The sequence below is a fragment of the Pseudomonas sp. LPB0260 genome (assembly GCF_013388395.1).
Genome location: NZ_CP058247.1, coordinates 59081 through 80067 on the forward strand (window position 1 = coordinate 59081; position 20987 = coordinate 80067).

Here is a 20987-nt window from a genome sequence, read left to right on the forward strand (position 1 = left end):
ATGAACATAAAAAAATACAAAATTGTGCACATAAATATTGATTTATGAGTACAAAAACTTGACTAGGCAGTCAGTTTGCTGTGCGCGATTCTCGCGCTGGGCGACGCCTTGGCGCCGTCGGCCACACCTACGCAGCAGACGAAAAAGGGGGCTACGCATGGCGTAGCCCCCTTTTCTGTTTAGCTGCCGGATGCCGCCTACCTGGCAGCCGGCCAGTTGCCTTTAGAAGTGATACTGCACCAGTGCCTGCACTGCGGTCTGATCGAAGCCATCGGTGGATCCGTCGATCGGCTTCATGCCGTACTTGTTGTGCCACATGTTCAGCTCGGTGCCGACGTAGAGCTGGCGCTCCTTGCCGAACAGGGCCTTGCCGGCGTCCCATTTGACCTGGATCGAGGAACCGAGGGAGGTCTGGGTGTTGGCCTCCTTCGATGGCGAGCGCCAGTCGAGGTAGCCGTCGACCACGAAGTCCTGGGCACCGATGGCGAAGGGGTAGGCGCCGGCCACGGTCAACTGGGTGGCATAGCCGTTGCCGGCGTCGCTGGCCTTGAAGTCGTGGTCGAAGAAGATGTGGTTGTTGATCTTGACCCGGTACAGGTTGGTGTTGAGGAAGGCGAAGCCGGGCACGTCCCAATCCAGACCGATGCCGTACAGGTAGTTCTCGGTGCCGGGGCCACCGTTGCCTTTCTCATAGGTGAAGGCGGCCTTGACGTCCTTCAGCGGGCCGACCGAGAGATCCTGGCCGGTCAGCCAGCTGAGGCTGATGCGCGGCTTGAACTCCATGTAGTAGAAGCTGTTCTTTTCCTTGACTTCGAGGTTGCCGAAGTTGCTGCCGCGGTACTGGGTGTTGTCGGCGTCCACGTAGTCGAGGAAGAAGAACACGTCGCCCCACACCCAGCCGCTGGCGTGTTCGAAGGTATAGGTGGTCTGCGAGCGTTGCTCTTCGCCGTTGAAGTTCAGGCGTTGGAAATTGCTGCCGTTGAGGTAGGTCAGGCTGTTGTCCTGCCAGAACATCAGGTCGCCGGCGTTGACCTGGTTGCCGGCGAGCAGGCCGGCAGACAGGACGAGGCAGTGGGGGAGGTGCTTGAGCTTCATCGGGGTTTCCTCAGGTTTAGGACGGACAGGGTTTGCCACCCCGCGGCTGGGCGCGGGGCGATGCAGGGGGGGATTCGGGAGCGCTTGGCTCAGCTTTTGCGGTTGGCCGCGCCGCACGCGATGGCTGGCACGGCGCGCGCCTCGATGCAGGTCGCGACGCTCGCGAGCAGGGTCAGGGGGCGGGCGCCGATAGCGACCAGGCGGGCCAGCAGGTGCGCCAGGGCGGGGGCGATGGCTGGCGCGCAGGCGGGGCGGTCAACCAGCGGGAGGATCGGCTCGCTGCTGGCGGCAGACGGAGCTGGGGTGTTCGGCGTACGAGTCGTGGTCATGTCAGAGCCTGCCAGTTGTTTTTATATGGTCATGGGCTTGCACGAGGCTTCACGGCGCCTCCTTCCGATCGCCAGAAAGCTGTCTTAGCGGTCAGGATGTGCCGACTATAACAATGTGGGCACAGTTATGGGAACAAGGTATTTCACGATTGTGTACAAAAAAAGACGCCGCCGGTCGCTTGAGGGCGGCCAGGCGCGCTGGCACGGCGCAGGTTGTCCTGGGAGGGCGCTGCCAGGAGGGAGGGTGAAGGAGGGGCGGTTCAGTCGTCCCGTCGCAGTTCGTGGAAGACGTGCTCGGCCAGGCCGGCGCCGGCTTCGCTCATGGTCAGGTAGGTGCGGTCGGCGCCGGCTTCGATGATCCGCTTGGCGATGTCTTCGTACATGGCGTGGGAGGCGATCAGCCCGGGAAAGCCGCGTTCGCGCAGCTTGCCGATGGAGATGATCTTGGTCTCCGGGTCGTTGAGCGCCAGGACCACCGCTTCGATGCTGGGCATTTCCAGGCGTTGCCAGAGCATCTGGTCTTCGCCATCGGCGAACAGTGCGCGGCGCCCGGCCTTGGCGCAGGCTTCGATGACCACCGGGTCCGAGTCCAGCCCGACCACCTCGAAGCCCTTGCCCTTGAGATAGTCATAGGCGGCGCGGCCGGTGCGGCCCATGCCCACGATCAGGATCTGCGCATCGCCGAGCGACACCGGTTGCTCGTCGGGGTGGCGGGTGTCGCGCTCCAGGGGGATCAGCCAGCGCGACAGGCGCTCGTAGAGCGGGTGGGCGAGGCGGCTGAGCGGAGCGGAGATGACGAAGGACAACGCCACGCTAATGGCCAGGGGAATCAGCCACTGTGGCAGTACCACGCTGGCGACGATCAGGCCGAATTCGCTGTAGTTGGTCAGGCTGACGCTGCTGAGAAAGGCGCTGCGCGCGCGCAGGCGGAACATCACGAACAACAGGAAGAACAGAAAGCCCTTGAGCGGCAGCAGCAACGCCATGACCACGGCGAACGCCAGGGCGTCGGCCCCGGGCAGGCCGCTGATGCCGATCTGCAGGAAGAAACCGACCAGGAACACCTCCTTGATGCTCCACAGCGCGTTGGACAGCTCGATGGCGCGTTTGTGCTTGGCCAGCATGGCGCCGAACGCCAGGGCGCCGAGTTCCGAACTGAGGCCGAGGGACTCGAAGCCGTAGCCGCCGATGACCAGGGCCAGCAGCAGCCCCAGCAGGACCATCAATTCCTCGTGGCCGCTGGCGTCCAGCAGGCGGAACAGCAGCGGTCGCAGCAATGGCAGGGCGAACACCAGCAGGGCCCAGGGCGAGGGCGCGTCGCCATTGGCCAGGCTCATCACCAGCAGGGCGAGGAGGTCCTGAATGATCAGCACGCCGATGGCCAGTCGGCCGTGGAAGGAGCGCAGCTCGCGCTTGCTCTCCAGCACCTTGGCCGCCAGCACCGTGCTGGAGAAGGACAGGGCGACCGACAGCAGCAGCGCCTCGCGCAGGGGCAGCTCGAGGATCAGCACGATGGCGCCGAGGAACAGCAGGCTGGATATGAAGAAATGCAGCAGGCCGCCGGCGATCACCTCGCGCCGCACCAGGTTGCTCAGCTTCAGCTTCAGGCCGACGGTGAACAGCAGCAACAGCACGCCGAGGTGGGAGACATGGCTGAGGATGGTGCTGTCCAGGGGACCGATGCGCAGGTACTGGCTGAGCCCCGCCAGGGTGAAGCCGGCGGCCAGGTAGCCGACCAGGGGCGGTAGGCCGATGAAGCGGGCGGCCAGTCCCAGCATGAAGGCGAAGGCGATCCAGCTGGCTTCGAGCATCGGCAAGTACCTGTCGGCTTTCGCGTGGGCGGTGGACTCCAGTCAATTGTAGCGGGCCGCTCCTGGCCGGCGTCGCCGGGTGGCCCGTAGGCCGCTGCGGGAGCGGCGTGCTGGTGCCAGAAATGACACAAGCCCGCCGGGTGGCGGGCTTGTGCTGGATCGCGGTGCGGCCCTGGGGCCTTGTGCTCAGTTGATCTGCGCGCCCTGGGCAATCCAGGCGCCGATCAGGTCGCGTTCTTCCTGGGTCATCTGGGTGATGTTGCCCAGCGGCATGACCTGGCTGGCGACGCTCTGCGCGTGAATCTTCGCCGCCTGTTGCTGGATCTGCTGCGGGGTGTCGAGCATAAAACCAGCCGGCGCGCTGCTGAACATCGGGCTGCTCGGGCTGGCCGAATGGCATACGGTGCAGCGTTCCTGGATCACGCTGTTGACCGTGGCGAAGGGCGGCTCACTGGTTTGGGCCGTTGCGGGGGCGGCGCTCGGCTCGGCGAGCGCCGTGGCGGGCGCGACCTCCTCGACCTTGGCGACGGTGGCCGCCGGCTCGCTGCTGACCGCCGCGACAGGCGCGGCGCTCGGTGCCGGGCGCAGCGGGGCGGTGACGTAGGCCAGGCAGATCATTCCCAGGGCGGCGGCCGGCAGGGTCCAGGCGAACCTGTTGCTGTCGTGGCGGGTGTTGAAGTAGTGCCGCACCAGCACCGCCAGAATCGCGATGCCGGCCAGGATCAGCCAGTTGTACTGGCTGCCGTAGGTGCTCGGGAAGTGGTTGCTGATCATGATGAACAGCACCGGCAGGGTGAAGTAGTTGTTGTGGCGCGAGCGCAGCAGGCCCTTGGCCGGCAATACCGGGTCGGGTTCGCTGTTCTCTTCGATGGCCTTAACCAGGGCGCGTTGTGCCGGCATGATGGTGAAGAACACGTTGCCGACCATGATGGTGCCGATGATGGCGCCGACATGGATATAGGCCGCGCGACCGCTGAAGATCAGGCTGAAGCCCCAGGCCGCGGCGATCAGCAGGACGAACAGCACCGCGCCGAGCAGCGCCGGCTGCTTGCCCAGGGGCGAGTCGCAGAGGACGTGATAGGCCGCATAACCGGCCACCAGCGAACCGAGGCCGATGGCGATGGCGACGGCCGGGGCCATGTCGCTGCCGGGGGCGATCAGGTACAGCGAAGGGTTCAGGTAGTACACCACCATCAGCAGGGCGACGCCCGACAGCCAGGTGAAGTAGGCCTCCCATTTGAACCAGTGCAGGTTGTCCGGCATCTTCGGCGGGGCCAGCTTGTACTTTTCCAGGTGGTAGATACCGCCGCCGTGGATGGCCCACAGGTCGCCGGCCAGGCCGTCGCGTGGGTTGCTGCGGTTGAGGTTGTTCTCCAGCCAGACGAAATAGAAGGATGCGCCGATCCAGGCGATGCCGGTGATCATATGGATCCAGCGGATGCCCAGGTTCAGCCATTCAGTCAAATGTGCTTCCACAGTGTGTACCTCTTTCCCAGTGCCGGCAGGCCGGTCCCCTGGGCTTCTCTTATTGGTGGGGGTCGAGGAGCAGTTGCTCTGCCTCGGTAAAGAAATGCTCATCGCAGTTGTTGCCGGAACCACTGCGATCAACCACCAGGAAGTCATCCCGCTTTTCGATCGTCAGCACCGGATGGTGCCAGACGCCGCGATGGTAATTAATGCCCTGCCTGCCGTTGCTGCGGAAGGCGCGGACCAACTCCGATTCAGGTGCATCGCCAAGTGGCGCGACCACAATCAGAAAGGGGTGGCCGAGCAGCGGCACGAAGGCCTGGCTGCCCAGCGGATGGCGCTCCAGCATGCGCACGGTCAGCGGCATGTCCAGTGCCTCGGCACTGAAGATGCTGATGATCGCCTGATCCCCAGGCTCCGCGGTCTCGACCGTCGCCAGCTTGTGGTAGCGGCGAGTGGAGCCGTTGTTGATCATGAAGAACTCGCTGCCTTCGGTTTCGATAACGTCGCCGAAGGGGGCGAAGGCTTCTTTGCTCAGGGGCTCGATGATCAGTTTGCGCATGTCGGTCTACTTGTTCTCTATTGCGTGATGCCCCCCGGCCGCAGACCGGGGGCCGTTGCCTTACTTGCTGACCTTGCCGAACAGACGCAGGCGACTGACGCCGCCGTCCGGGAAAACGTTCAGCCGCACATGGGTGATCGGGCCGAGGGCCTGGATCTGCTCGACGAATTCGTGCTCGGCGTGCATCGACAGTTTCTGGCTCGGCAGCAGTTCGCGCCAGAACAGGCTCTGGGTCTCGATCTGGCTGTCGGTGCCGCCCTTGACGAAGGCGCCCTGAATCGAGCAGCTGTCCGGGTAGTTGCCCTTGAAGTGCAGGGTGTCGACGACGATGCGCTCGATTTCGCCGGGGTGGCCGAGGGCGACGATTACCCAGTCGTTACCCGGGGTGCGGCGGCGCGCGGTTTCCCAGCCGTCGCCCATGTTGATGCCGCGGCCCGGGTTGAGGATGTTGCTCATGCGCCCGAAGTGTTCGTCGGAGCAGGCCAGGGCGCGCCCGCCATTGAGGGCCGCGGCCAGGTCGACCTGTTCGTTGTCGCCGATCGAGGACCAGTCGCGGAACGGAATGCCGTAGACGCGCAAGCGGGCGACGCCGCCATCCGGGTAGATGTTGAAGCGCAGGTGGGTAAAGGCCTGCTGGGTGTGGATCTCGTGGTAGTGGTGGGCGTTGCCCTGCAGCTCGACCGCGCCCAGTACCTCGGTCCACTCGGTGGCGTCAGTCGGGTCGCCCTCGGCGACGAAGCAGCCTTCCAGGGAGGCCGACGGCGGGAAGTTGCCGGTGAAGAAGCTGGTGTCGATGTCCACGCCCTTGATCGAGCCCGCCACGCCCAGGCGGATCACCGCGCTGTCGTAGCCCTCGAAGCGCTTGCGCCGCGACTCCCAGCCGTCCATCCACTTGCCGTTGTCGTCGAACACGCCTTCCTTCCACACCGCCGGGGTCGGTTGGAACAGACGGTTGACGTCGGCGAACCAGTCGTCGGTGACCGAGATGGCTTGGGTGCCGAGGCGTGCGTCGGCCAGGTTGACGTATTTCTCGAAGGGTACGGCGTAAGCTTTCATGTGGTCTCTGCCTTGGGTGGTGGCGATTGTAGGGGGCGGTGCCTGGGCGCCTAGAGCTGCTGCAGGCGGAACAGGGCTATCCGGTTGATTTCGCTCAGGGCGCGGGCGAATTCCTGCTCCGGCGAGTTGTGGATGCGCTCCTCGAAGGCCGCCAGTATCTGATGCCGGTTGCTGCCCTTGACCGCCATGATGAAGGGGAAGCCGAACCTGGCCTTGTAGGCATCATTCAGTTCGGTGAAGCGGGCGAACTCCTCGGCGGTGCATTCGCTGATCCCGGCGCCGGCCTGCTCGGAGGTGCTGGATGCGGTCAGCTCGCCGCGCACCGCGGCCTTGCCGGCCAGGTCCGGGTGGGCGTTGATCAGCGCCAGCTGGGCCTCGCGGCTGGCGCCGAGCAGCAGCTCGGCCATGCGCCGGTGCAGGCCTTCGATTTCGTCGACACTGGGGTCCAGACCCAGCTCATAGGCCTGCTCGGCGACCCAGGGCGAGTGCTCGTAGATGTCGGCGAAGGCGTTGACGAAGTCCGCGCGGTCGAGTCGCGACGGCGTCAGGGTCTGAAAGCGGCTCATTGCGCGCGCTCCTCCTTGAACGGGTGGGTGGCGTACCAGTGGCGGGCGATGTCGACGCGGCGGGCGAACCAGACCTTGTCATGGCCCTTGGCGTACTCGATAAAGCGCGCCAGGGCGGCCAGGCGGGCCGGGCGACCGAGCAGGCGGCAGTGCATGCCGATAGAGAGCATCTTCGGTGCACCCTCCAGCCCTTCGGCATAGAGCACGTCGAAGGCGTCCTTGAGGTAGTTGAAGAAATCGTCGCCGGTGTTGAAGCCCTGTACCTGGGTGAAGCGCATGTCGTTGGTGTCCAGGGTATAGGGGATCACCAGGTGCGGCTTGGCTGGGCTGCTGGCCGGGTCCCAGTAGGGCAGGTCGTCGTCGTAGGTGTCCGAGTCGTAGAGGAAGCCACCTTCCTCCCTGACCAGACGCCGCGTGTTGGGGCCGGTGCGGCCGGTGTACCAGCCCAATGGGCGTTCGCCGGTCAGGTCGGTGAGGATGCGGATGGCTTCGAGCAGGTGCTCGCGTTCCTGCGCCTCGTCCATGTACTGGTAGTCGATCCAGCGATAGCCATGGCTGCAGATCTCGTGGCCGGCCGCCACCATGGCCTTGATCACGTCCGGGTGGCGCTGCGCCGCCAGGGCCACGGCGAACACCGTCAGCGGGATGCCGTGCTTGTCGAACAGCTTGAGCAGGCGCCAGACGCCGGCTCGGCTGCCGTACTCGTAGAGCGATTCCATGCTCATGTTGCGCACCCCCTGCAGCGGCTGCGCGGACACCATCTCGGAGAGGAAGGCCTCGGATTCCTTGTCGCCATGCAGCACGTTGCGCTCGCCGCCTTCCTCGTAGTTGAGGACGAACGACAGGGCGATGCGGGCATCGCCCGGCCAGTGGGGATGGGGCGGGTTGTTGGCGTAACCGATCAGGTCGCGTGGATAGTCAGCGCTCACTGCAGTCTTCCTTCTTGGCGATGTTGCGGTCTGTGCGCAATCCATGGCTCTCATGGCTGCGCAACCGTGATGGGATAATTGTATACAAAAGCAATTGTGTTTTGTAAATCAAAAAATCGCTGCGTTTTTCGCTTCGAGCACTCCAGTATCGACTGCCAGTCGGCCTTGGAGCAAACGCGGCGATCCATTGGGCGCTCGCCTGGGTGGATAGCATCGACGGCGAGGCTGGCAGTGTTGGCAAGGTGCTGGAGCTTAACTGCTTGTATACAATATTGCTGAAAACTGTTTTAAATAACTTCGCCATGCTATGCTTCGCCGAACTCGGGGCTGCTCCAGCCCGCGCGAGCCGCTGATTTCCGACAAGAATAGAGGAGGAGTGGTGTCCGTGAGACCCCAGGTCGCCGCGGATGCCCGGAACCAATGGGACGATTGACGACACATGTTCTAGATGCTGCACACGGTTGCCCGGGCAGCGCGCTGAAGGTCGAGCTGTACCGTGTCGAAGGTGAACAGCTGGAGCTGCTCGCCAGCGTGCGGACCAACCACGATGGCCGCTGCGATGCGCCGATCCTGCAGGGCGCGGACTATCGCAGCGGCGTCTATCAACTGCACTTCCACGCCGGCGACTACTACCGTGGGCGCGGCGTGGCGCTGCCCGATCCGGCATTTCTCGATGTGGTGGTGCTGCGCTTCGGCATCGACGCCGGCCAGGAGCACTACCATGTGCCGCTGCTGATTTCGCCCTACAGCTATTCGACCTATCGCGGTAGCTGATACCCAATGCTTGTCACCCTCTGACTCCGTCAACGAGTCGTTAGCCCGCGCACTGCGGGCTTTTTTATGCATGGGGGTGGAGGGGGACTTGCCCAGGCACAAAAAAAGGCCGGCTGCGATGCCGGCCTCTTTCTGTTCTGGACGTCCGATGATGCGGGGCGCCCGGGCGTCCGTTCTCGCCTCAGGTGCGGAAGCGATGGACCAGGCTGTTGAGCTCCTCGGACAGGCTCGAGAGGTTCTGCGAGTCGCTGCGCGCCGACTCTGCCAGGCCGGCCACCAGCTGCGCGTCGCCGTGGATCCGCGTGATGTGCCGGTTGATGTCCTCGGCCACCTGGTGTTGCTCTTCGGCGGCCGTGGCGATCTGCGCATTCATGTCGCGGATCACATCCACCGACTCGCGGATCAGGCCGAAGCTGGAGCTGGCCTCGTTGATGCTGGCCACGGTGCGCTGCGACACCTCCAGGCTGGCGTGCATCTGCTTGGCCATCTCGCGAGTGCGCTGGGCCAGGCCGCTGAGCAGACCGTCGATCTCCGAGGTCGAGTCGGCGGTACGCTTGGCCAGGGCGCGCACCTCGTCGGCAACCACGGCGAAACCGCGGCCCTGCTCGCCGGCGCGGGCCGCTTCGATGGCGGCGTTGAGGGCCAGCAGGTTGGTCTGTTCGGCGATCGAGCGGATGGTGCCGAGAATCGACTGGATGTTGTTGTTGTCCTGCTCCAGCTGTTGCATGGCGGCGGCCGACTGGGAGATTTCTCGGCTCAGCTGTTCGACGCTGTGCACCGCCGCGTCGATCTGCAGCTGGCCTTCGTGGGCCTGCCGTTGCCCGCTGTCGGCGGAGTCGGCGGCCTGGCTGCAGGAGCGGGCCACTTCGTTGGCGGTGGCGACCATCTCGTGGAAGGCGGTGGACACCATGTCGACCGATTCGCGCTGGCGCCCAGCCGCCTCGGCCATGTCGCCGGAGACCTGGGCCGAGGTGCCGGAGGTGTGGTGGATCTGCTTGGCCGCCTGGCCGATGCTGAGGATCAGTTGGCGAATGCTGGCGAGGAACTGGTTGAACCAGCCGGCCAGCTGCGCTGTTTCGTCCTGGCCGCGCACCGTCAGCGAGTGGGTCAGGTCGCCCTCGCCCTGGGCGATGCCTTCCAGGCCGTTGGCCACGGCGCGGATCGGGCTGACGATCAGGCTGGCGAAGCTGGCGCCGACGAAGGCGAACAGCAGGGCCAGCAGTGCGGCCATGCCGATGATGATCCAGGTCAGCTGGGTCACGCTGCTCATCACGTCGTCCTGGCGGATCAGGCCGATGAAGCGCCAGCCCAGGCGGTCCGAGGACCAGACGTTGGCCATGTAGCGCACGCCGTCGAGTTCGACTTCGGCCAGACCCTGGCCGGCCTTGGCCAGCTCGGCATAGCCGCCGCCCAGCTCGCCGAGCTTCTTGAAGTTGTGCTCGGGCTGGCTCGGGTCGACCAGCACGGTGCCGTTGTTCTCCATCAGCATCAGGTAGCCGCTTTCGCCCAGCTTGATGCCCTTGACGATATCGGTCAGCTGGTTGAGCGATACGTCGATGCTGAGCACCCCGCCCGGGTTGCCCAGGCCGTTGGCCACGCTGCGCACGCTGGCCACCAGGGTCGCGTTGTCATTGGCCCAGTAGTAGGCGTCGGTGCGCACGGTCTTGCCCTGGGCGTTGATGCCGGCCTGATACCAGGGGCGTGGGCGCGGGTCGTAGTTGCTCAGGCCCACGTCGTTGGGCCAGCTGACGTAGCCGCCGTCGATGGTCGCGGTGGTGACATAGGCGTAGGCCGGGTGGCTGGCGGCGACGTCGGCGAACAGCGCCAGCAGTTTCTCGCCGTATTCACCCAGCGGCGCCTGGGCGGCATTGGCGTCCATGTACTTCTTCAGGTTGCCGTTCACCCCGGTGACCAGCGGATGCTTGGCCAGGTAGTCGACGTTCTGGCTGATGCCGTCGAAGAACAGCTGCATGGCGTTTTCGACCTGGCGGATCTCGCGGGAGCTGCTGTCGACGAACTCGTCGCGGGCATCGCTGCGCAGGTTGAGCACCACCAGGATGGCGACCAGCATGATCGGCACGCAGGCGATGATCGCAAAGGCCCAGGTGAGTTTTTGTTTTATGTTCATCGGAGGTCCCCGGACGGTTGTAGGCGGCTCCTATTCTGTCGGCTGGACAACAGGGAGCTTTACCGAATACGACCGTTATTGTCGCAAGCGCGCGCTAAGTGTCGCGCCTAGGCATCTGCGCCGCAGAAGCGCGGGGCCACCCCGCGCCGGGCCGAGCGCCCGGCGCGATCAGCGACTCAGCAGGGACGCGGTGCCGGCGCTGGCGAACAGACCGGCGCTGACCCGGTTGAACCACACCTGGCCCTTGCCCGAGCGCAGGTAGCGCGCCGCGCCGTGGGCGCTGAGGCCGTAGAACAGCTTGCAGCCCAGATCCAGGGCCGCCCAGGTGAGGATCAGCACCAGCAATTGGCTGAGGAGCGGCTGGTCGGCGCTGATGAACTGCGGCAGGAAGGCGGCGAAGAACAGGATGTCCTTGGGGTTGCTGGCGCCGAGGCCGAAGGCCTTCCAGAACATGCTCCTGAAGCCGGGGTTGACCGCCTGCTCCTCGGCCTTCACCGGCTTGGCGGCCTGGCGCGACTGCTGCCAGCTCTGCCAGGCGAGATAGAACAGGTACAGCGCGCCGATCAGCTTGAGCAGGCTGAACAGTTGTTCCGAGGCCAGCAGCAGGGCGCCCAGGCCCAGGGCCGAGGCGCTGAGCAGGCAGATCGAGGCCGAAACTCCGCCGAGAAATGCCGGCAGGGAACGACGCAGGCCGTAGTTCAGGCTGTTGCTGACCATCAACAGGGACAAGGGCCCAGGGATCAGGATCACGATCAGCGCGGCGCTGCTGAACAGCAGCCAGGTCTCCAGGCTCATGCACTTCACTCCAGATGCGGAAAAGCCCCAGCGCGTGAGCGCCGGGGCCGGGTAGGGCTAAGGCCAACCTTACAGGAAGGCGAACTTGGCGATAAAGATGATGCACAGCACATAGAGGCTGACGGAGACCTTGTCGCGCTGGCCGGTCAGCAGCTTCAGCGTGGCATAGGTCAAAAAGCCCAGGGCGATGCCGTTGGCGATGGAGAAGGTCAGCGGCATCATCACCACGGTGACGATGGCCGGGATGGTGTCGGTGAGGTCTTCCCAGTCGATATGCGCCATGCCGCTCATCATCAGCATCGCCACATAGATCAGCGCGCCGGCGGTGGCGTAGGCCGGAATCATCCCGGCCAACGGGGCGAAGAACATCGCCGCGAGAAACAGCACACCGACGGTGACGGCGGTGAGGCCGGTGCGACCGCCGGCGGCCACGCCCGAGGCGCTTTCCACGTAGCTGGTAACAGGCGGGCAACCGACCATGGAGCCGATCACGCTGGAGGTACTGTCGGCCTTGAGGGCCTTGGACAGGTTCTGGATCTTGCCGTCTTCGTCCACCAGGTTGGCGCGGTGGGCGACGCCCATCAGGGTGCCGGCGGTGTCGAACATGTTCACGAAGAGGAACGCCAGGATCACGCTGACCATGGCCACGTTGAAGGCGCCGGCGATGTCCATGGCCAGGAAGGTCGGCGCCAGGCTCGGCGGCAGCGATACCAGGCCGTTGTATTCGACCAGGCCCAGGGCCCAGCCGATGGCGGTGACGCCGAGCATGCTGAAGAGAATGGCGCCGAACACGTTGCGATGGCTGAGCACGGCAATCAGCAGGAAGCAGGTCGCCGCCAGCAGGGCCGACGGCTCGCCGAAGGAGCCCATGGTCAGCAGGGTGGCGGGGCTGTCGACCACTATGCCGGCGGTCTTCAGGCCGATCAGGCCGAGGAACAGGCCAACCCCGGCGCCCATGGCGAAGCGCAGGCTCATCGGAATGCTGTTGAGCAGCCACTCACGGATGCGCGACAGGCTCATGATCATGAACAGGATGCCGGAGATGAATACCGCCCCCAGCGCAACCTGCCAGCTGTAGCCCATCTCGCCGACCACGGTGTAGGTGAAGAAGGCATTGAGCCCCATGCCCGGCGCCAGGCCGACCGGCCAGTTGGCGTACAGGCCCATGAGGAAGCAGCCGAGGGCCGCGCCGATGCAGGTGGCGACGAAGGCGGCACCGTGGTCGACGCCGGCATTGGCCATGATGTTGGGGTTGACGAAGATGATGTAGGCCATGGTGACGAAGGTCGTCAGTCCGGCCAGCAGTTCGGTCCTGATGCTGGTGCGATGCTCGGTCAGCTTGAAGAAGCGGTCGAGCAGTCCGGCATCTGCCGTTCCTTGGGTGTGAGTCGCAAGTTGTTCTTGTTTGGCGCTTTCCACAGCAGGTACTCCTCATTTCTCTTGTTGTGTTCCACCCAGAGTCATGGCCGCGGCAGGCTTCGACTCTCTGAGGCTGGTGGTTCGTTTGAGGGTGCTCGCTGGCTAAGTTGTTGACCGAGCGGTCAGGAAGTCACCCTGTCGCGATTATGCGTTTGTATACAAAAAAAGCAAATAATGTTTTCCCTGGTGCGCGAGCCCTGCCCATGGCGGCAGCGCGCGGGGAAAGCGAGGGGGATCGGCAATCATGCGGCCGTGGTATGGTCTATAAAGTCAGTAAAAACAGTTAGATAGCGATTAAAAGCGACTCCGCCAACGGGATCGGTGGACGGCCGCATCTGATTTGTGCCGCGGGCCATGGCGCTGGATTTGCCATTTAATCTTTATGAGGAAAACAATTTTTATACGAAATGGATTTAGCCGAATCCGGGACGGCGCCTGCCGATGCTCCCTGGGTGGGCGATAACGCAGGCGCCCGCCGTCGCTGGCCAGCGAGGGGATTGCTGCAGCGAGTGGTTAAATTGTGTACAATGCCCGCACTGTATTCTTTGCGTCATGCCCCACTCTTGCTTGCCAGATGTGGGGTAAAACGCAGTAGAGTTCCCGGTAACCGGTCGACCCTCTAGACGCGAGTCAGCATGAACGAACAATTGCAGCCCCTTAAGAAGCAGCCGCGTGCAGGCAAGAGCAGCCGCAGCGGGACTCAGGACGACGTCGTATACGCCCATATCTTCGATGCCATCCTCGAGCAGCGGCTGGCACCCGGCACCAAGTTGAGCGAGGAGGCCCTGGGCGAGATATTCGGCGTCAGCCGCACCATCATCCGTCGTGCCTTATCGCGCCTGGCTCACGAGGGCGTGGTGCTGTTGCGTCCGAATCGCGGTGCGGTGGTGGCCAGCCCCAGCGTCGAGGAAGCCAGGCAGATCTTCTATGCCCGGCGCATGGTCGAGCGCGCCATCACCGAACTGGCGGTACAGCACGCCACCCCCGAACAGTTGGCCGAGTTGCGCCAGATGGTTGTGGATGAACATGCGAGCTTCGCCAGGGGCGACCGCGGCGCCGGCATTCGCCTGTCCGGCGAGTTCCATCTGAAGCTGGCCGAGGCGGCGAAGAACGCCCCGTTGATCAGCTTCCAGCGCAGCCTGGTGTCGCAGACTTCGTTGATCATCGCCCAATACGAGAGCGGCAGTCGTTCGCACTGCTCCTACGACGAGCACAACCAGCTGATCGATGCCATCGAGGCAGGGGATGCGGCCAAGGCCGTGACCCTGATGATGCATCACATGGACCACATCGACAGCAAGCTCAACCTCGACGAGGACAGCGCCTCGGACGATCTGCACACGGTGTTCTCCCATGTACTGCAGACCAAGAAGAAGCCGGGGCGCAACGGCGCCAACCGCTGATTGACGATCCGCCAGAAGGCCCCGCGGTGTGAGCCGCGGGGCTTTTCTATGGTCGGTCGTTAAGCCAGGAGCGGCGGATCAGTCGCGCCGATGCACCGACTGGCCGGCGGCGAAGGTTTCCTTGACCGCGCGGTCGTCGCCGAGAATGGTCAGGGCGAACAGCTTCTCGGCCAGGCTCGTGGCCTGCTGCATGCGGTAGGCGATCAGCGGCGTGGCTTGATAGTCGAGCACCACGAAGTCGGCGTCCTTGCCGCTCTCGAAGTTACCGATCTTGTCGTCCAGGTACAGGGCATTGGCGCCGCCGAGGGTGGCCAGGTACAGCGACTTGAACGGATCGAGCTTCTTGCCCTGCAACTGCATCACCTTGTAGGCCTCGCTCAACGACTGCAGCTGGCTGAAGCTGGTGCCGGCGCCGACATCGGTGCCCAGGCCGACGCGCACGCCGTGCTGTTCCAGGGCCTGCAGATCGAGCAGGCCGCTGCCGAGGAACAGGTTGGAGGTGGGGCAGAAGGCCACCGCCGAGCCGGTCTCGGCCAGGCGCTTGCATTCCTCGTCGCACAGGTGCACGCCATGGGCGAACACCGAGCGTGCGCCAATCAGCTGGTAGTGGTCGTACACATCCAGGTAGCCCTTGCGCTCGGGAAACAGCTCCTTGACCCATTCGATTTCCTTGCGGTTCTCGGACAGGTGGGTGTGCATGTAAAGACCCGGGTATTCGCGATACAGCTTGCCGGCCAGCGCCAGCTGCTCAGGCGTGCTGGTCGGGGCGAAGCGCGGGGTCACCGCGTAGTGCAGGCGGCCCTTGCCGTGCCAGCGCTCGATCAGCTCCTTGCTGTCGGCATAGCCGGATTCCGGCGTGTCGGTCAGGTAGTCCGGGGCGTTGCGATCCATCAGCACCTTGCCGGCGATCATCCGCAGGTTGAGCGCCTGGGCCGCCTCGAAGAACGCATCCACCGACTGCTTGTGCACGCTGCCGAACACCAGGGCGGTGGTGGTGCCGTTGCGCAGCAGCTCCTTGAGGAATATCCCGGCCACGTCGCCGGCATGAGCCTTGTCGGCGAACTGCCGCTCGGTGGGGAAGGTGTAGGTGTTGAGCCAGTCCAGCAACTGCTCGCCGTAGGAGGCGATCATGCCGGTCTGCGGGTAATGGATATGGGTGTCGATGAAGCCGGGGGTGATCAGCGCATCGCGGTACTCGACGACCTCCACGCCCTTGAGTTTGGCCAGTAGCTCGGTGGCGTGGCCGAGCTGCGCCACCTGGCCGTCCTCGACGACCAGCAGGCCATCTTCGAAATATTCATAGGAGTGTTCCACGCCGACCACGGCCGGGTCGGCAATGCTGTGCAGGATGGCGGCGCGGTAGGCTTTGATAGTGCTAGTCATCTAATACATCTCGATCATGCATGGGGTGCGCCAGGCGCACCAAGCTCAATGGGGTATCGGGCGCGCCCTACTGGGAGCGGCGTGAGGCGGGTAACAGCCTGGCGATGCTCGACTCGCCTTTCTTCACGTCCTGGCCAAAGGCGGCGTTGTAGGTGGCGATTACCTCGCCGGCGATGGACACGGCGATCTCCGCCGGAAGCTTGCCCTTGACCTCCGCCAGGCCCATCGGGCAGCGCATGCGCTGGACCACTTCGGCGGCGAAGCCACGCTCGCGCAGGCGGTGTTCGAACTTGCCGCGCTTGCTCTTGGAGCCGATCAGCCCGTAGTAGGCGAAGTCGTTGCGCTTGAGGATGGCGGCAGTCAGTTCCAGGTCCAGCTGGTGGTTGTGGGTCATGACGATGTAGTAGCTACCGGCGGGCATGGCCGCCACTTCATCGACCACCTCGTCGTTGACCACTTTCTCCACGCCGGCGGGAATCTGCGCGGGAAACTCGTTCTCGCGCGAGTCGATCCAGCGCACCTTGCAGGGCAGGCTGGCGAGCAGCGGGACCAGGGCGCGGCCGACATGGCCGGCGCCGAACACGGCGATCTGCGCCTGTGGCTGGCCCATGGGTTCGAACAGCAGCACGGTGGCGCCGCCGCAGCACTGACCGAGGCTGGCGCCGAGGCTGAAACGCTCCAGGCGGGTATCCTGGCTGCGGCTTGCGAGCATCTCGCGGGCCAGTTCCATGGCCTTGTATTCCAGGTGGCCGCCGCCGATGGTCTCGAAGATGCGTTCGGCGGTGACCACCATCTTCGAGCCGGCATTGCGCGGCGTCGAGCCGCGCTCCTCGATGATGGTCACCAGTACGCAGGGTTCGCCTTTTTCCTGCAGTTCAGCCAGGGCACTGATCCAGCTCATTTGCTCAGCCTCCAGGTCGGTGGCAATTGTCCCGGCCGCGGCAGGCGCCAGTTGCTCAGCGAGGGTTCCAGCAGTGGAACCGGCGCCGGCCGAGGCGGTTGGCTATTCGGCTCGGTGTGTTTTGTCATTGTTCTACACCTGTATTCGTTCGGTACGTAGCCCGGATGCAATCCGGGAGAGGGTTTCCCCGGATTTCATCCGGGCTACGGTTCTGGTGGAAAACGCTTCGCGGTTTTCCACCCTACGGAGCGGCCCGTAGGGTGGGTGTCGCGCAGCACATCCACCAAGGTGGATGGCGTTACGCCGGTTCGACCTCTGCAGCCGCGGCCTTGGCCGGCTGCTGCAGTTTCTTCATCTGCTCCACGCCCCAGAGTACGCGCTCCGGGGTGGCCGGGGCGTCGATCGCCGGCTGCACGCGATAGTCGGCGAGGCTGGCCACCGCATCCTTGATCGCGCACCACACGGCGATGCCGAGCATGAACGGCGGCTCGCCCACGGCCTTGGAGTGGAACACCGTGTCTTCCGGGTTCTTGCGGTTCTCCACCAGCTTGACCCGCAGGTCGAGCGGCATGTCGGCGATGGCCGGGATCTTGTAGCTGGCCGGGCCGTTGGTCATCAGCTTGCCCTTGGCGTTCCACACCAGCTCCTCCATGGTCAGCCAGCCCATGCCCTGGACGAAGGCGCCCTCGACCTGGCCGATGTCGATGGCCGGGTTCAGGGAGGCGCCGACGTCGTGCAGGATGTCGGTGCGCAGCATCTTGTACTCGCCGGTCAGGGTGTCGACTATCACCTCGGCGCACGCCGCGCCGTAGGCGAAGTAGTAGAACGGCCGGCCGGCGGCCTTGTCGCGGTCGTAATAGATCTTCGGCGTGCGGTAGAAACCGGTGCTGGAGAGCGACACCTGGGCGAAGTAGGCCTTCTGCACCAGCTCCTCGAACGACAGGAACAGCTCACGCACCCGCACCTGGCTGTTGCGGAACTCGACGTCCTCCGGGGTGACCCGGTACTCGCGCACGAGGAAGTCCACCAGTCGCTGCTTGATGATCTCGGCGGCGTTCTGCGCGGCCTTGCCGTTGAGGTCGGCGCCGCTGCTGGCGGCGGTCGGCGAGGTGTTGGGCACCTTGTCGGTGTTGGTCGCGGTGATCTGGATGCGCGAGATGTCGACCTGGAACACCTCGGCCACCACCTGGGCGACCTTGGTATTGAGTCCCTGGCCCATCTCGGTGCCGCCATGGTTGAGGTGGATGCTGCCGTCGGTGTAGATGTGGATCAGCGCGCCGGCCTGGTTGAGGAAGGTGGCGGTGAAGCTGATGCCGAACTTGACCGGGGTCAGCGCCAGGCCCTTCTTCAATACCGGGCTCTTGGCATTGAAGGCGCGGATGGCCTCGCGGCGCTTGGCGTATTCGCTGCTGGCCTCGAGCTCGGCGGTCATCTCGGCGAGCAGGTTGTGCTCGACGGTCTGGTGGTAATGGGTGACGTTGCGCTCGTGCTTGCCGTAGTAGTTGAGCTTGCGCACCTCCAGCGGGTCCTTGCCGAGGGTGCGGGCGATGTGGTCCATGACCTGCTCGATGGCGACCATGCCCTGGGGGCCGCCGAAGCCGCGGTAGGCGGTATTCGAGGCGGTGTTGGTCTTGCAGCGATGGCCGTTGATGGTGGCGTTGCCGAGGAAGTAGGCGTTATCGGAGTGGAACATTGCGCGGTCGACGATCGAGCCGGACAGGTCCGGCGAATAGCCGCAGTTGCCGGCCAGCTCCATCTGGATGCCGTGCAGCAGGCCGTCGTCGTCAAAGCCGACGTCGTACTCGACGTAGAAGGGGTGGCGCTTGCCGGTGATGCTCATGTCCTCCATGCGCGGCAGGCGCATCTTGGTCGGCCGGCCGGTGAGGTGGGCGATGACCGCGCAGAGGCAGGCAGGCCCGGCGGCCTGGGTCTCCTTGCCGCCGAAACCGCCACCCATGCGGCGCATGTCGATGACGATCTTGTGCATGGGCACGCCGAGGACCTCGGCGACCAGTTTCTGCACCTCGGTGGCGTTCTGCGTCGAGGTGTAGACGATCATGCCGCCATCTTCGGTGGGCATCACCGAGGAGATCTGCGTCTCCAGGTAGAAGTGCTCCTGGCCGCCGATGTGCAGCCTGCCCTGCAGGCGGTGCGGGGCCGTGGACAGCGCGGCGGCCGAGTCGCCGATGCGGTGCTGGTGGCTGTCGAGGACGAAGTGCTTCTTGCGCAGGGCGTCCTCGACATCCAGCACCGGCTCCAGGTCTTCGTATTCGATGACCGCCGCCATGGCCGCCTTGCGTGCGTTTTCCAGGCTGTCGGCGCCGACCGCGACCACCACCTGGCCGACGTACTCGACCTTGCCGTCGGCCAGCAGCGGATCGCCGGCCACCACCGGGCCGATGTCCAGCTGGCCCGGTACGTCCTGGCTGGTGATGGCGATGGCCACGCCCGGTATCGCGTAGCAGGGCGAGGTGTCGATGCTGACGATGCGCGCGTGGGCACGTTCGCTCATGCGGGCATAGACGTGCAGCTGGTTGGGGAACTCCAGGCGGTCGTCGACATACACCGCCTCGCCGGACACGTGTTTGTCCGCGCTCTCGTGCTTGACGCTGCGGCCGACGCCGGTGGTGATGTCGGCGCGGAACAGTTCTGCCAGTTCGGCCTGGGTCTTCGGGGTTTTGTGATGGTTAGACATAGGCGGTCACCCGGGTTTCGACTTCGGGAGCTTGCAGCTCGAGGAAGAATTTACGCAGCAGGTTCTGCGCGGTGAGCAGGCGGTATTCCTTGCTGGCGCGGAAGTCGCTGAGCGGGGTGAAGTCCTCGGCCAGGGCGGCGCAGGCTCGCTCGATCACGCCGGGGTACCAGGCCGATCCGGTCAGGGCGGCCTCGCAGGCGGCGGCGCGCTTGGGAATCGCCGCCATGCCGCCGAAGGCGATGCGGGCCCCTTTCACCACGCCATCCTCGACCCGCAGGTTGAAGGCGGCGCACACCGCCGAGATGTCGTCGTCCAGGCGCTTGGACACCTTGTAGGCGCGGAACGCCTGGTTGGCCTGGGCGCGCGGCACGATGATCTTCTCGATGAACTCGGCCTCCTGGCGGGCGGTCACCTTGTAGTCGAGGAAATAGTCTTCCAGGGCCAGGGTGCGGGTGCTGTTGCCCTGACGCAGGACAATCTGCGCGCCGAGGGCGATCAGCAACGGCGGGGCGTCGCCGATCGGCGAGGCGTTGCCGATATTGCCACCCAGGGTGCCTTGGTTGCGGATCTGCAGGGAGGCGAAGCGATGCAGCAACTCGCCGAAGTCCGGATATTCGCGGGCCAGCGCCGCGTAGCAGTCGGTCAGCGCAGTGGCGGCGCCGATCTCGATGCTGTCGTCGGTGATTTCCACCCGCTTCATGGCTTCGATGTGGCCGACGTAGATCATCACCGGCAGCTCGCGGTGGAACTGGGTCACTTCCAGGGCCAGGTCGGTGCCGCCGGCGAGCAGGCGAGCCTCGGGATTGGCGACATAGAGGTCGGCCAGGTCGGCCACGTTCAGTGGCAGCAGGCAGCGCTTGTCGCCGCTGTTCAACTCGGCGGTTTGCCGTGGGGCGATGGCTTGCAACTGGGCGACAGTCTCGGCTTCGAAGGCGTCGAACTGATCGGGCTGCTTCTGGCAACAGGCCTGCTCGGCGGCGTCGATGATTGGCCGGTAGCCCGTGCAGCGGCAAAGATTGCCTGCCAGGGCTTCCAGGGTGGCGCCCTTGTCGAAGCCATCTGCCTGCTTCTGCAGGGCGAACAGCGACATGACGAAGCCAGGCGTGCAGAAACCGCACTGCGAACCGTGGCAGTCGACCATGGCCAGCTGCACGCTATGCAGCTTGCCCTGGTGCTTGAGGTCCTCGACGGTGATCAGCTGCTTGCCGTGCAGCGAGGCGACGAAGGTCAGGCAGGAGTTGAGGGTGCGGTAGCGTACGCGATCGCCATCCAGTTCACCGACCACCACGGTGCAGGCGCCGCAGTCGCCCGAGGCGCAGCCCTCCTTGGTGCCGGGTTTGCCGACGTGCTCACGCAGGTAGTTGAGCACTGTGAGGTTGGGATCGAGTCGCTGCTCGCTGCGCAGCTCCCGGTTGAGTAAAAACTGGATCAAGGGCGACCTCCAGGCATTTTATTGTTCTTTACGAGCGGCTCGTAGCGGCGGAGAAGAAGCGGTGGTGCGGCTTTTCCGGCGTTCTCGCCCCGCCTGTCATGGAGCAAATCTAGAGTTTTCTGACTTTTGGGTCAACAAATATTTGACCCTCTGGTCAGATGTTCGTCATGCAATTCGGTTATGAGCCTGCCAGGGACGTCTCACGCCCATACATACGCCGCAGGATAGGCGACTCCAGAAGC

General features: G+C 64.6%; 18 protein-coding genes and 1 pseudogene. 2 read left to right on the forward strand and 17 right to left on the reverse strand.

The window, feature by feature from the left end:
• Positions 1-222: 222 nt before the first annotated feature.
• From LPB260_RS00245 to LPB260_RS00285, 9 genes are all read right to left on the reverse strand, one after another.
• Entirely contained in the window at positions 223-1095 is an 873-nt protein-coding gene (locus LPB260_RS00245) for an outer membrane protein OmpK (protein ID WP_208706653.1), read from the reverse strand.
• Positions 1096-1184: 89 nt separating this feature from the next.
• Positions 1185-1424 (reverse strand): hypothetical protein, encoded by a 240-nt coding sequence (locus tag LPB260_RS00250; protein ID WP_208706654.1) that lies wholly within the window; start codon positions 1422-1424, stop codon positions 1185-1187.
• Positions 1425-1684: 260 nt separating this feature from the next.
• Complete coding sequence (locus LPB260_RS00255) at positions 1685-3235, reverse strand: cation:proton antiporter family protein (protein WP_208706655.1); 1551 nt, start codon at positions 3233-3235, stop codon at positions 1685-1687.
• Positions 3236-3421: 186 nt separating this feature from the next.
• Positions 3422-4711, reverse strand: a complete 1290-nt coding sequence (locus tag LPB260_RS00260) for a urate hydroxylase PuuD (protein ID WP_208706656.1) — start codon at positions 4709-4711, stop codon at positions 3422-3424.
• 49 nt (positions 4712-4760) lie between these two features.
• Positions 4761-5264, reverse strand: coding sequence for an ureidoglycolate lyase (locus LPB260_RS00265; protein ID WP_208706657.1), 504 nt, complete (start codon positions 5262-5264; stop codon positions 4761-4763).
• A 60-nt stretch (positions 5265-5324) separates the two neighbouring features.
• Positions 5325-6320 (reverse strand): allantoicase, encoded by a 996-nt coding sequence (gene alc, locus LPB260_RS00270; protein ID WP_208706658.1) that lies wholly within the window; start codon positions 6318-6320, stop codon positions 5325-5327.
• Positions 6321-6370: 50 nt separating this feature from the next.
• Entirely contained in the window at positions 6371-6886 is a 516-nt protein-coding gene (uraD, locus tag LPB260_RS00275; protein WP_208706659.1) for a 2-oxo-4-hydroxy-4-carboxy-5-ureidoimidazoline decarboxylase, read from the reverse strand.
• Positions 6883-7815 carry an allantoinase PuuE gene (gene puuE / locus LPB260_RS00280; RefSeq protein ID WP_208706660.1) on the reverse strand — a complete coding sequence of 311 codons (933 nt, stop codon included), beginning with the start codon at positions 7813-7815 and terminating at the stop codon, positions 6883-6885. The genes uraD and puuE overlap by 4 nt, the downstream gene beginning before the upstream one ends.
• Positions 7805-8119, reverse strand: coding sequence for a hypothetical protein (locus LPB260_RS00285; RefSeq protein WP_208706661.1), 315 nt, complete (start codon positions 8117-8119; stop codon positions 7805-7807). Before LPB260_RS00285 ends, puuE begins: the two co-directional genes overlap by 11 nt.
• 116 nt (positions 8120-8235) lie before the next feature.
• Between LPB260_RS00285 and uraH the strand changes: the two genes are divergently transcribed.
• A complete protein-coding gene (uraH, locus tag LPB260_RS00290; RefSeq protein WP_208706662.1) occupies positions 8236-8589 on the forward strand; it encodes a hydroxyisourate hydrolase in 354 nt (117 codons plus the stop codon).
• 181 nt (positions 8590-8770) lie between these two features.
• Here the strand turns inward: uraH and LPB260_RS29195 are convergent, their stop codons facing one another.
• The 4 genes and pseudogenes from LPB260_RS29195 to LPB260_RS00305 all read right to left on the reverse strand — a co-directional run bounded on the left by LPB260_RS29195 (position 8771) and on the right by LPB260_RS00305 (position 12931).
• Complete coding sequence (locus LPB260_RS29195; RefSeq protein WP_371926173.1) at positions 8771-9538, reverse strand: methyl-accepting chemotaxis protein; 768 nt, start codon at positions 9536-9538, stop codon at positions 8771-8773.
• 87 nt (positions 9539-9625) lie between these two features.
• Positions 9626-10717: pseudogene (locus tag LPB260_RS29200) on the reverse strand (cache domain-containing protein); the annotation flags it as partial.
• A 168-nt stretch (positions 10718-10885) separates the two neighbouring features.
• The gene (locus LPB260_RS00300) at positions 10886-11512 is read right to left on the reverse strand and encodes a LysE family translocator (protein ID WP_208706664.1); all 627 of its coding nucleotides are present in this window, start codon (positions 11510-11512) and stop codon (positions 10886-10888) included.
• 69 nt (positions 11513-11581) lie between these two features.
• On the reverse strand, positions 11582-12931 hold the full coding sequence (locus tag LPB260_RS00305) for an NCS2 family permease (RefSeq protein WP_208706665.1): 1350 nt from the start codon (positions 12929-12931) through the stop codon (positions 11582-11584).
• A 635-nt stretch (positions 12932-13566) separates the two neighbouring features.
• Between LPB260_RS00305 and LPB260_RS00310 the strand changes: the two genes are divergently transcribed.
• A complete protein-coding gene (locus LPB260_RS00310; protein ID WP_208706666.1) occupies positions 13567-14334 on the forward strand; it encodes a GntR family transcriptional regulator in 768 nt (255 codons plus the stop codon).
• A 78-nt stretch (positions 14335-14412) separates the two neighbouring features.
• Here the strand turns inward: LPB260_RS00310 and guaD are convergent, their stop codons facing one another.
• The 4 genes from guaD to xdhA form a co-directional block, all read right to left on the reverse strand.
• Positions 14413-15717, reverse strand: a complete 1305-nt coding sequence (guaD, locus tag LPB260_RS00315; RefSeq protein WP_208706667.1) for a guanine deaminase — start codon at positions 15715-15717, stop codon at positions 14413-14415.
• Between the two features lie 67 nt (positions 15718-15784).
• On the reverse strand, positions 15785-16618 hold the full coding sequence (gene xdhC / locus LPB260_RS00320; RefSeq protein ID WP_208706668.1) for a xanthine dehydrogenase accessory protein XdhC: 834 nt from the start codon (positions 16616-16618) through the stop codon (positions 15785-15787).
• A 298-nt stretch (positions 16619-16916) separates the two neighbouring features.
• Positions 16917-19313, reverse strand: coding sequence for a xanthine dehydrogenase molybdopterin binding subunit (xdhB, locus tag LPB260_RS00325; RefSeq protein WP_208706669.1), 2397 nt, complete (start codon positions 19311-19313; stop codon positions 16917-16919).
• Complete coding sequence (gene xdhA, locus LPB260_RS00330; RefSeq protein WP_208706670.1) at positions 19306-20745, reverse strand: xanthine dehydrogenase small subunit; 1440 nt, start codon at positions 20743-20745, stop codon at positions 19306-19308. Before xdhA ends, xdhB begins: the two co-directional genes overlap by 8 nt.
• Positions 20746-20987 lie beyond the last annotated feature (242 nt).

Excerpts from the sequence above, each read along its gene's own strand:
- uraD (WP_208706659.1), bottom strand. The coding sequence starts at position 6,886 with ATGAGCCGCTTTCAGACCCTGACGCCGTCGCGACTCGACCGCGCGGAC.
- LPB260_RS00265 (WP_208706657.1), bottom strand. The coding sequence starts at position 5,264 with ATGCGCAAACTGATCATCGAGCCCCTGAGCAAAGAAGCCTTCGCCCCC.
- alc (WP_208706658.1), bottom strand. The coding sequence starts at position 6,320 with ATGAAAGCTTACGCCGTACCCTTCGAGAAATACGTCAACCTGGCCGAC.
- LPB260_RS00300 (WP_208706664.1), bottom strand. The coding sequence starts at position 11,512 with ATGAGCCTGGAGACCTGGCTGCTGTTCAGCAGCGCCGCGCTGATCGTG.
- LPB260_RS00250 (WP_208706654.1), bottom strand. The coding sequence starts at position 1,424 with ATGACCACGACTCGTACGCCGAACACCCCAGCTCCGTCTGCCGCCAGC.
- LPB260_RS29195 (WP_371926173.1), bottom strand. The coding sequence starts at position 9,538 with ATGGCCGAGGCGGCTGGGCGCCAGCGCGAATCGGTCGACATGGTGTCC.
- LPB260_RS00255 (WP_208706655.1), bottom strand. The coding sequence starts at position 3,235 with ATGCTCGAAGCCAGCTGGATCGCCTTCGCCTTCATGCTGGGACTGGCC.
- LPB260_RS00245 (WP_208706653.1), bottom strand. The coding sequence starts at position 1,095 with ATGAAGCTCAAGCACCTCCCCCACTGCCTCGTCCTGTCTGCCGGCCTG.
- xdhB (WP_208706669.1), bottom strand. The coding sequence starts at position 19,313 with ATGTCTAACCATCACAAAACCCCGAAGACCCAGGCCGAACTGGCAGAA.
- uraH (WP_208706662.1), top strand. The coding sequence starts at position 8,236 with ATGGGACGATTGACGACACATGTTCTAGATGCTGCACACGGTTGCCCG.
- guaD (WP_208706667.1), bottom strand. The coding sequence starts at position 15,717 with ATGACTAGCACTATCAAAGCCTACCGCGCCGCCATCCTGCACAGCATT.
- LPB260_RS00285 (WP_208706661.1), bottom strand. The coding sequence starts at position 8,119 with ATGGCGAAGTTATTTAAAACAGTTTTCAGCAATATTGTATACAAGCAG.
- xdhC (WP_208706668.1), bottom strand. The coding sequence starts at position 16,618 with ATGAGCTGGATCAGTGCCCTGGCTGAACTGCAGGAAAAAGGCGAACCC.
- LPB260_RS00310 (WP_208706666.1), top strand. The coding sequence starts at position 13,567 with ATGAACGAACAATTGCAGCCCCTTAAGAAGCAGCCGCGTGCAGGCAAG.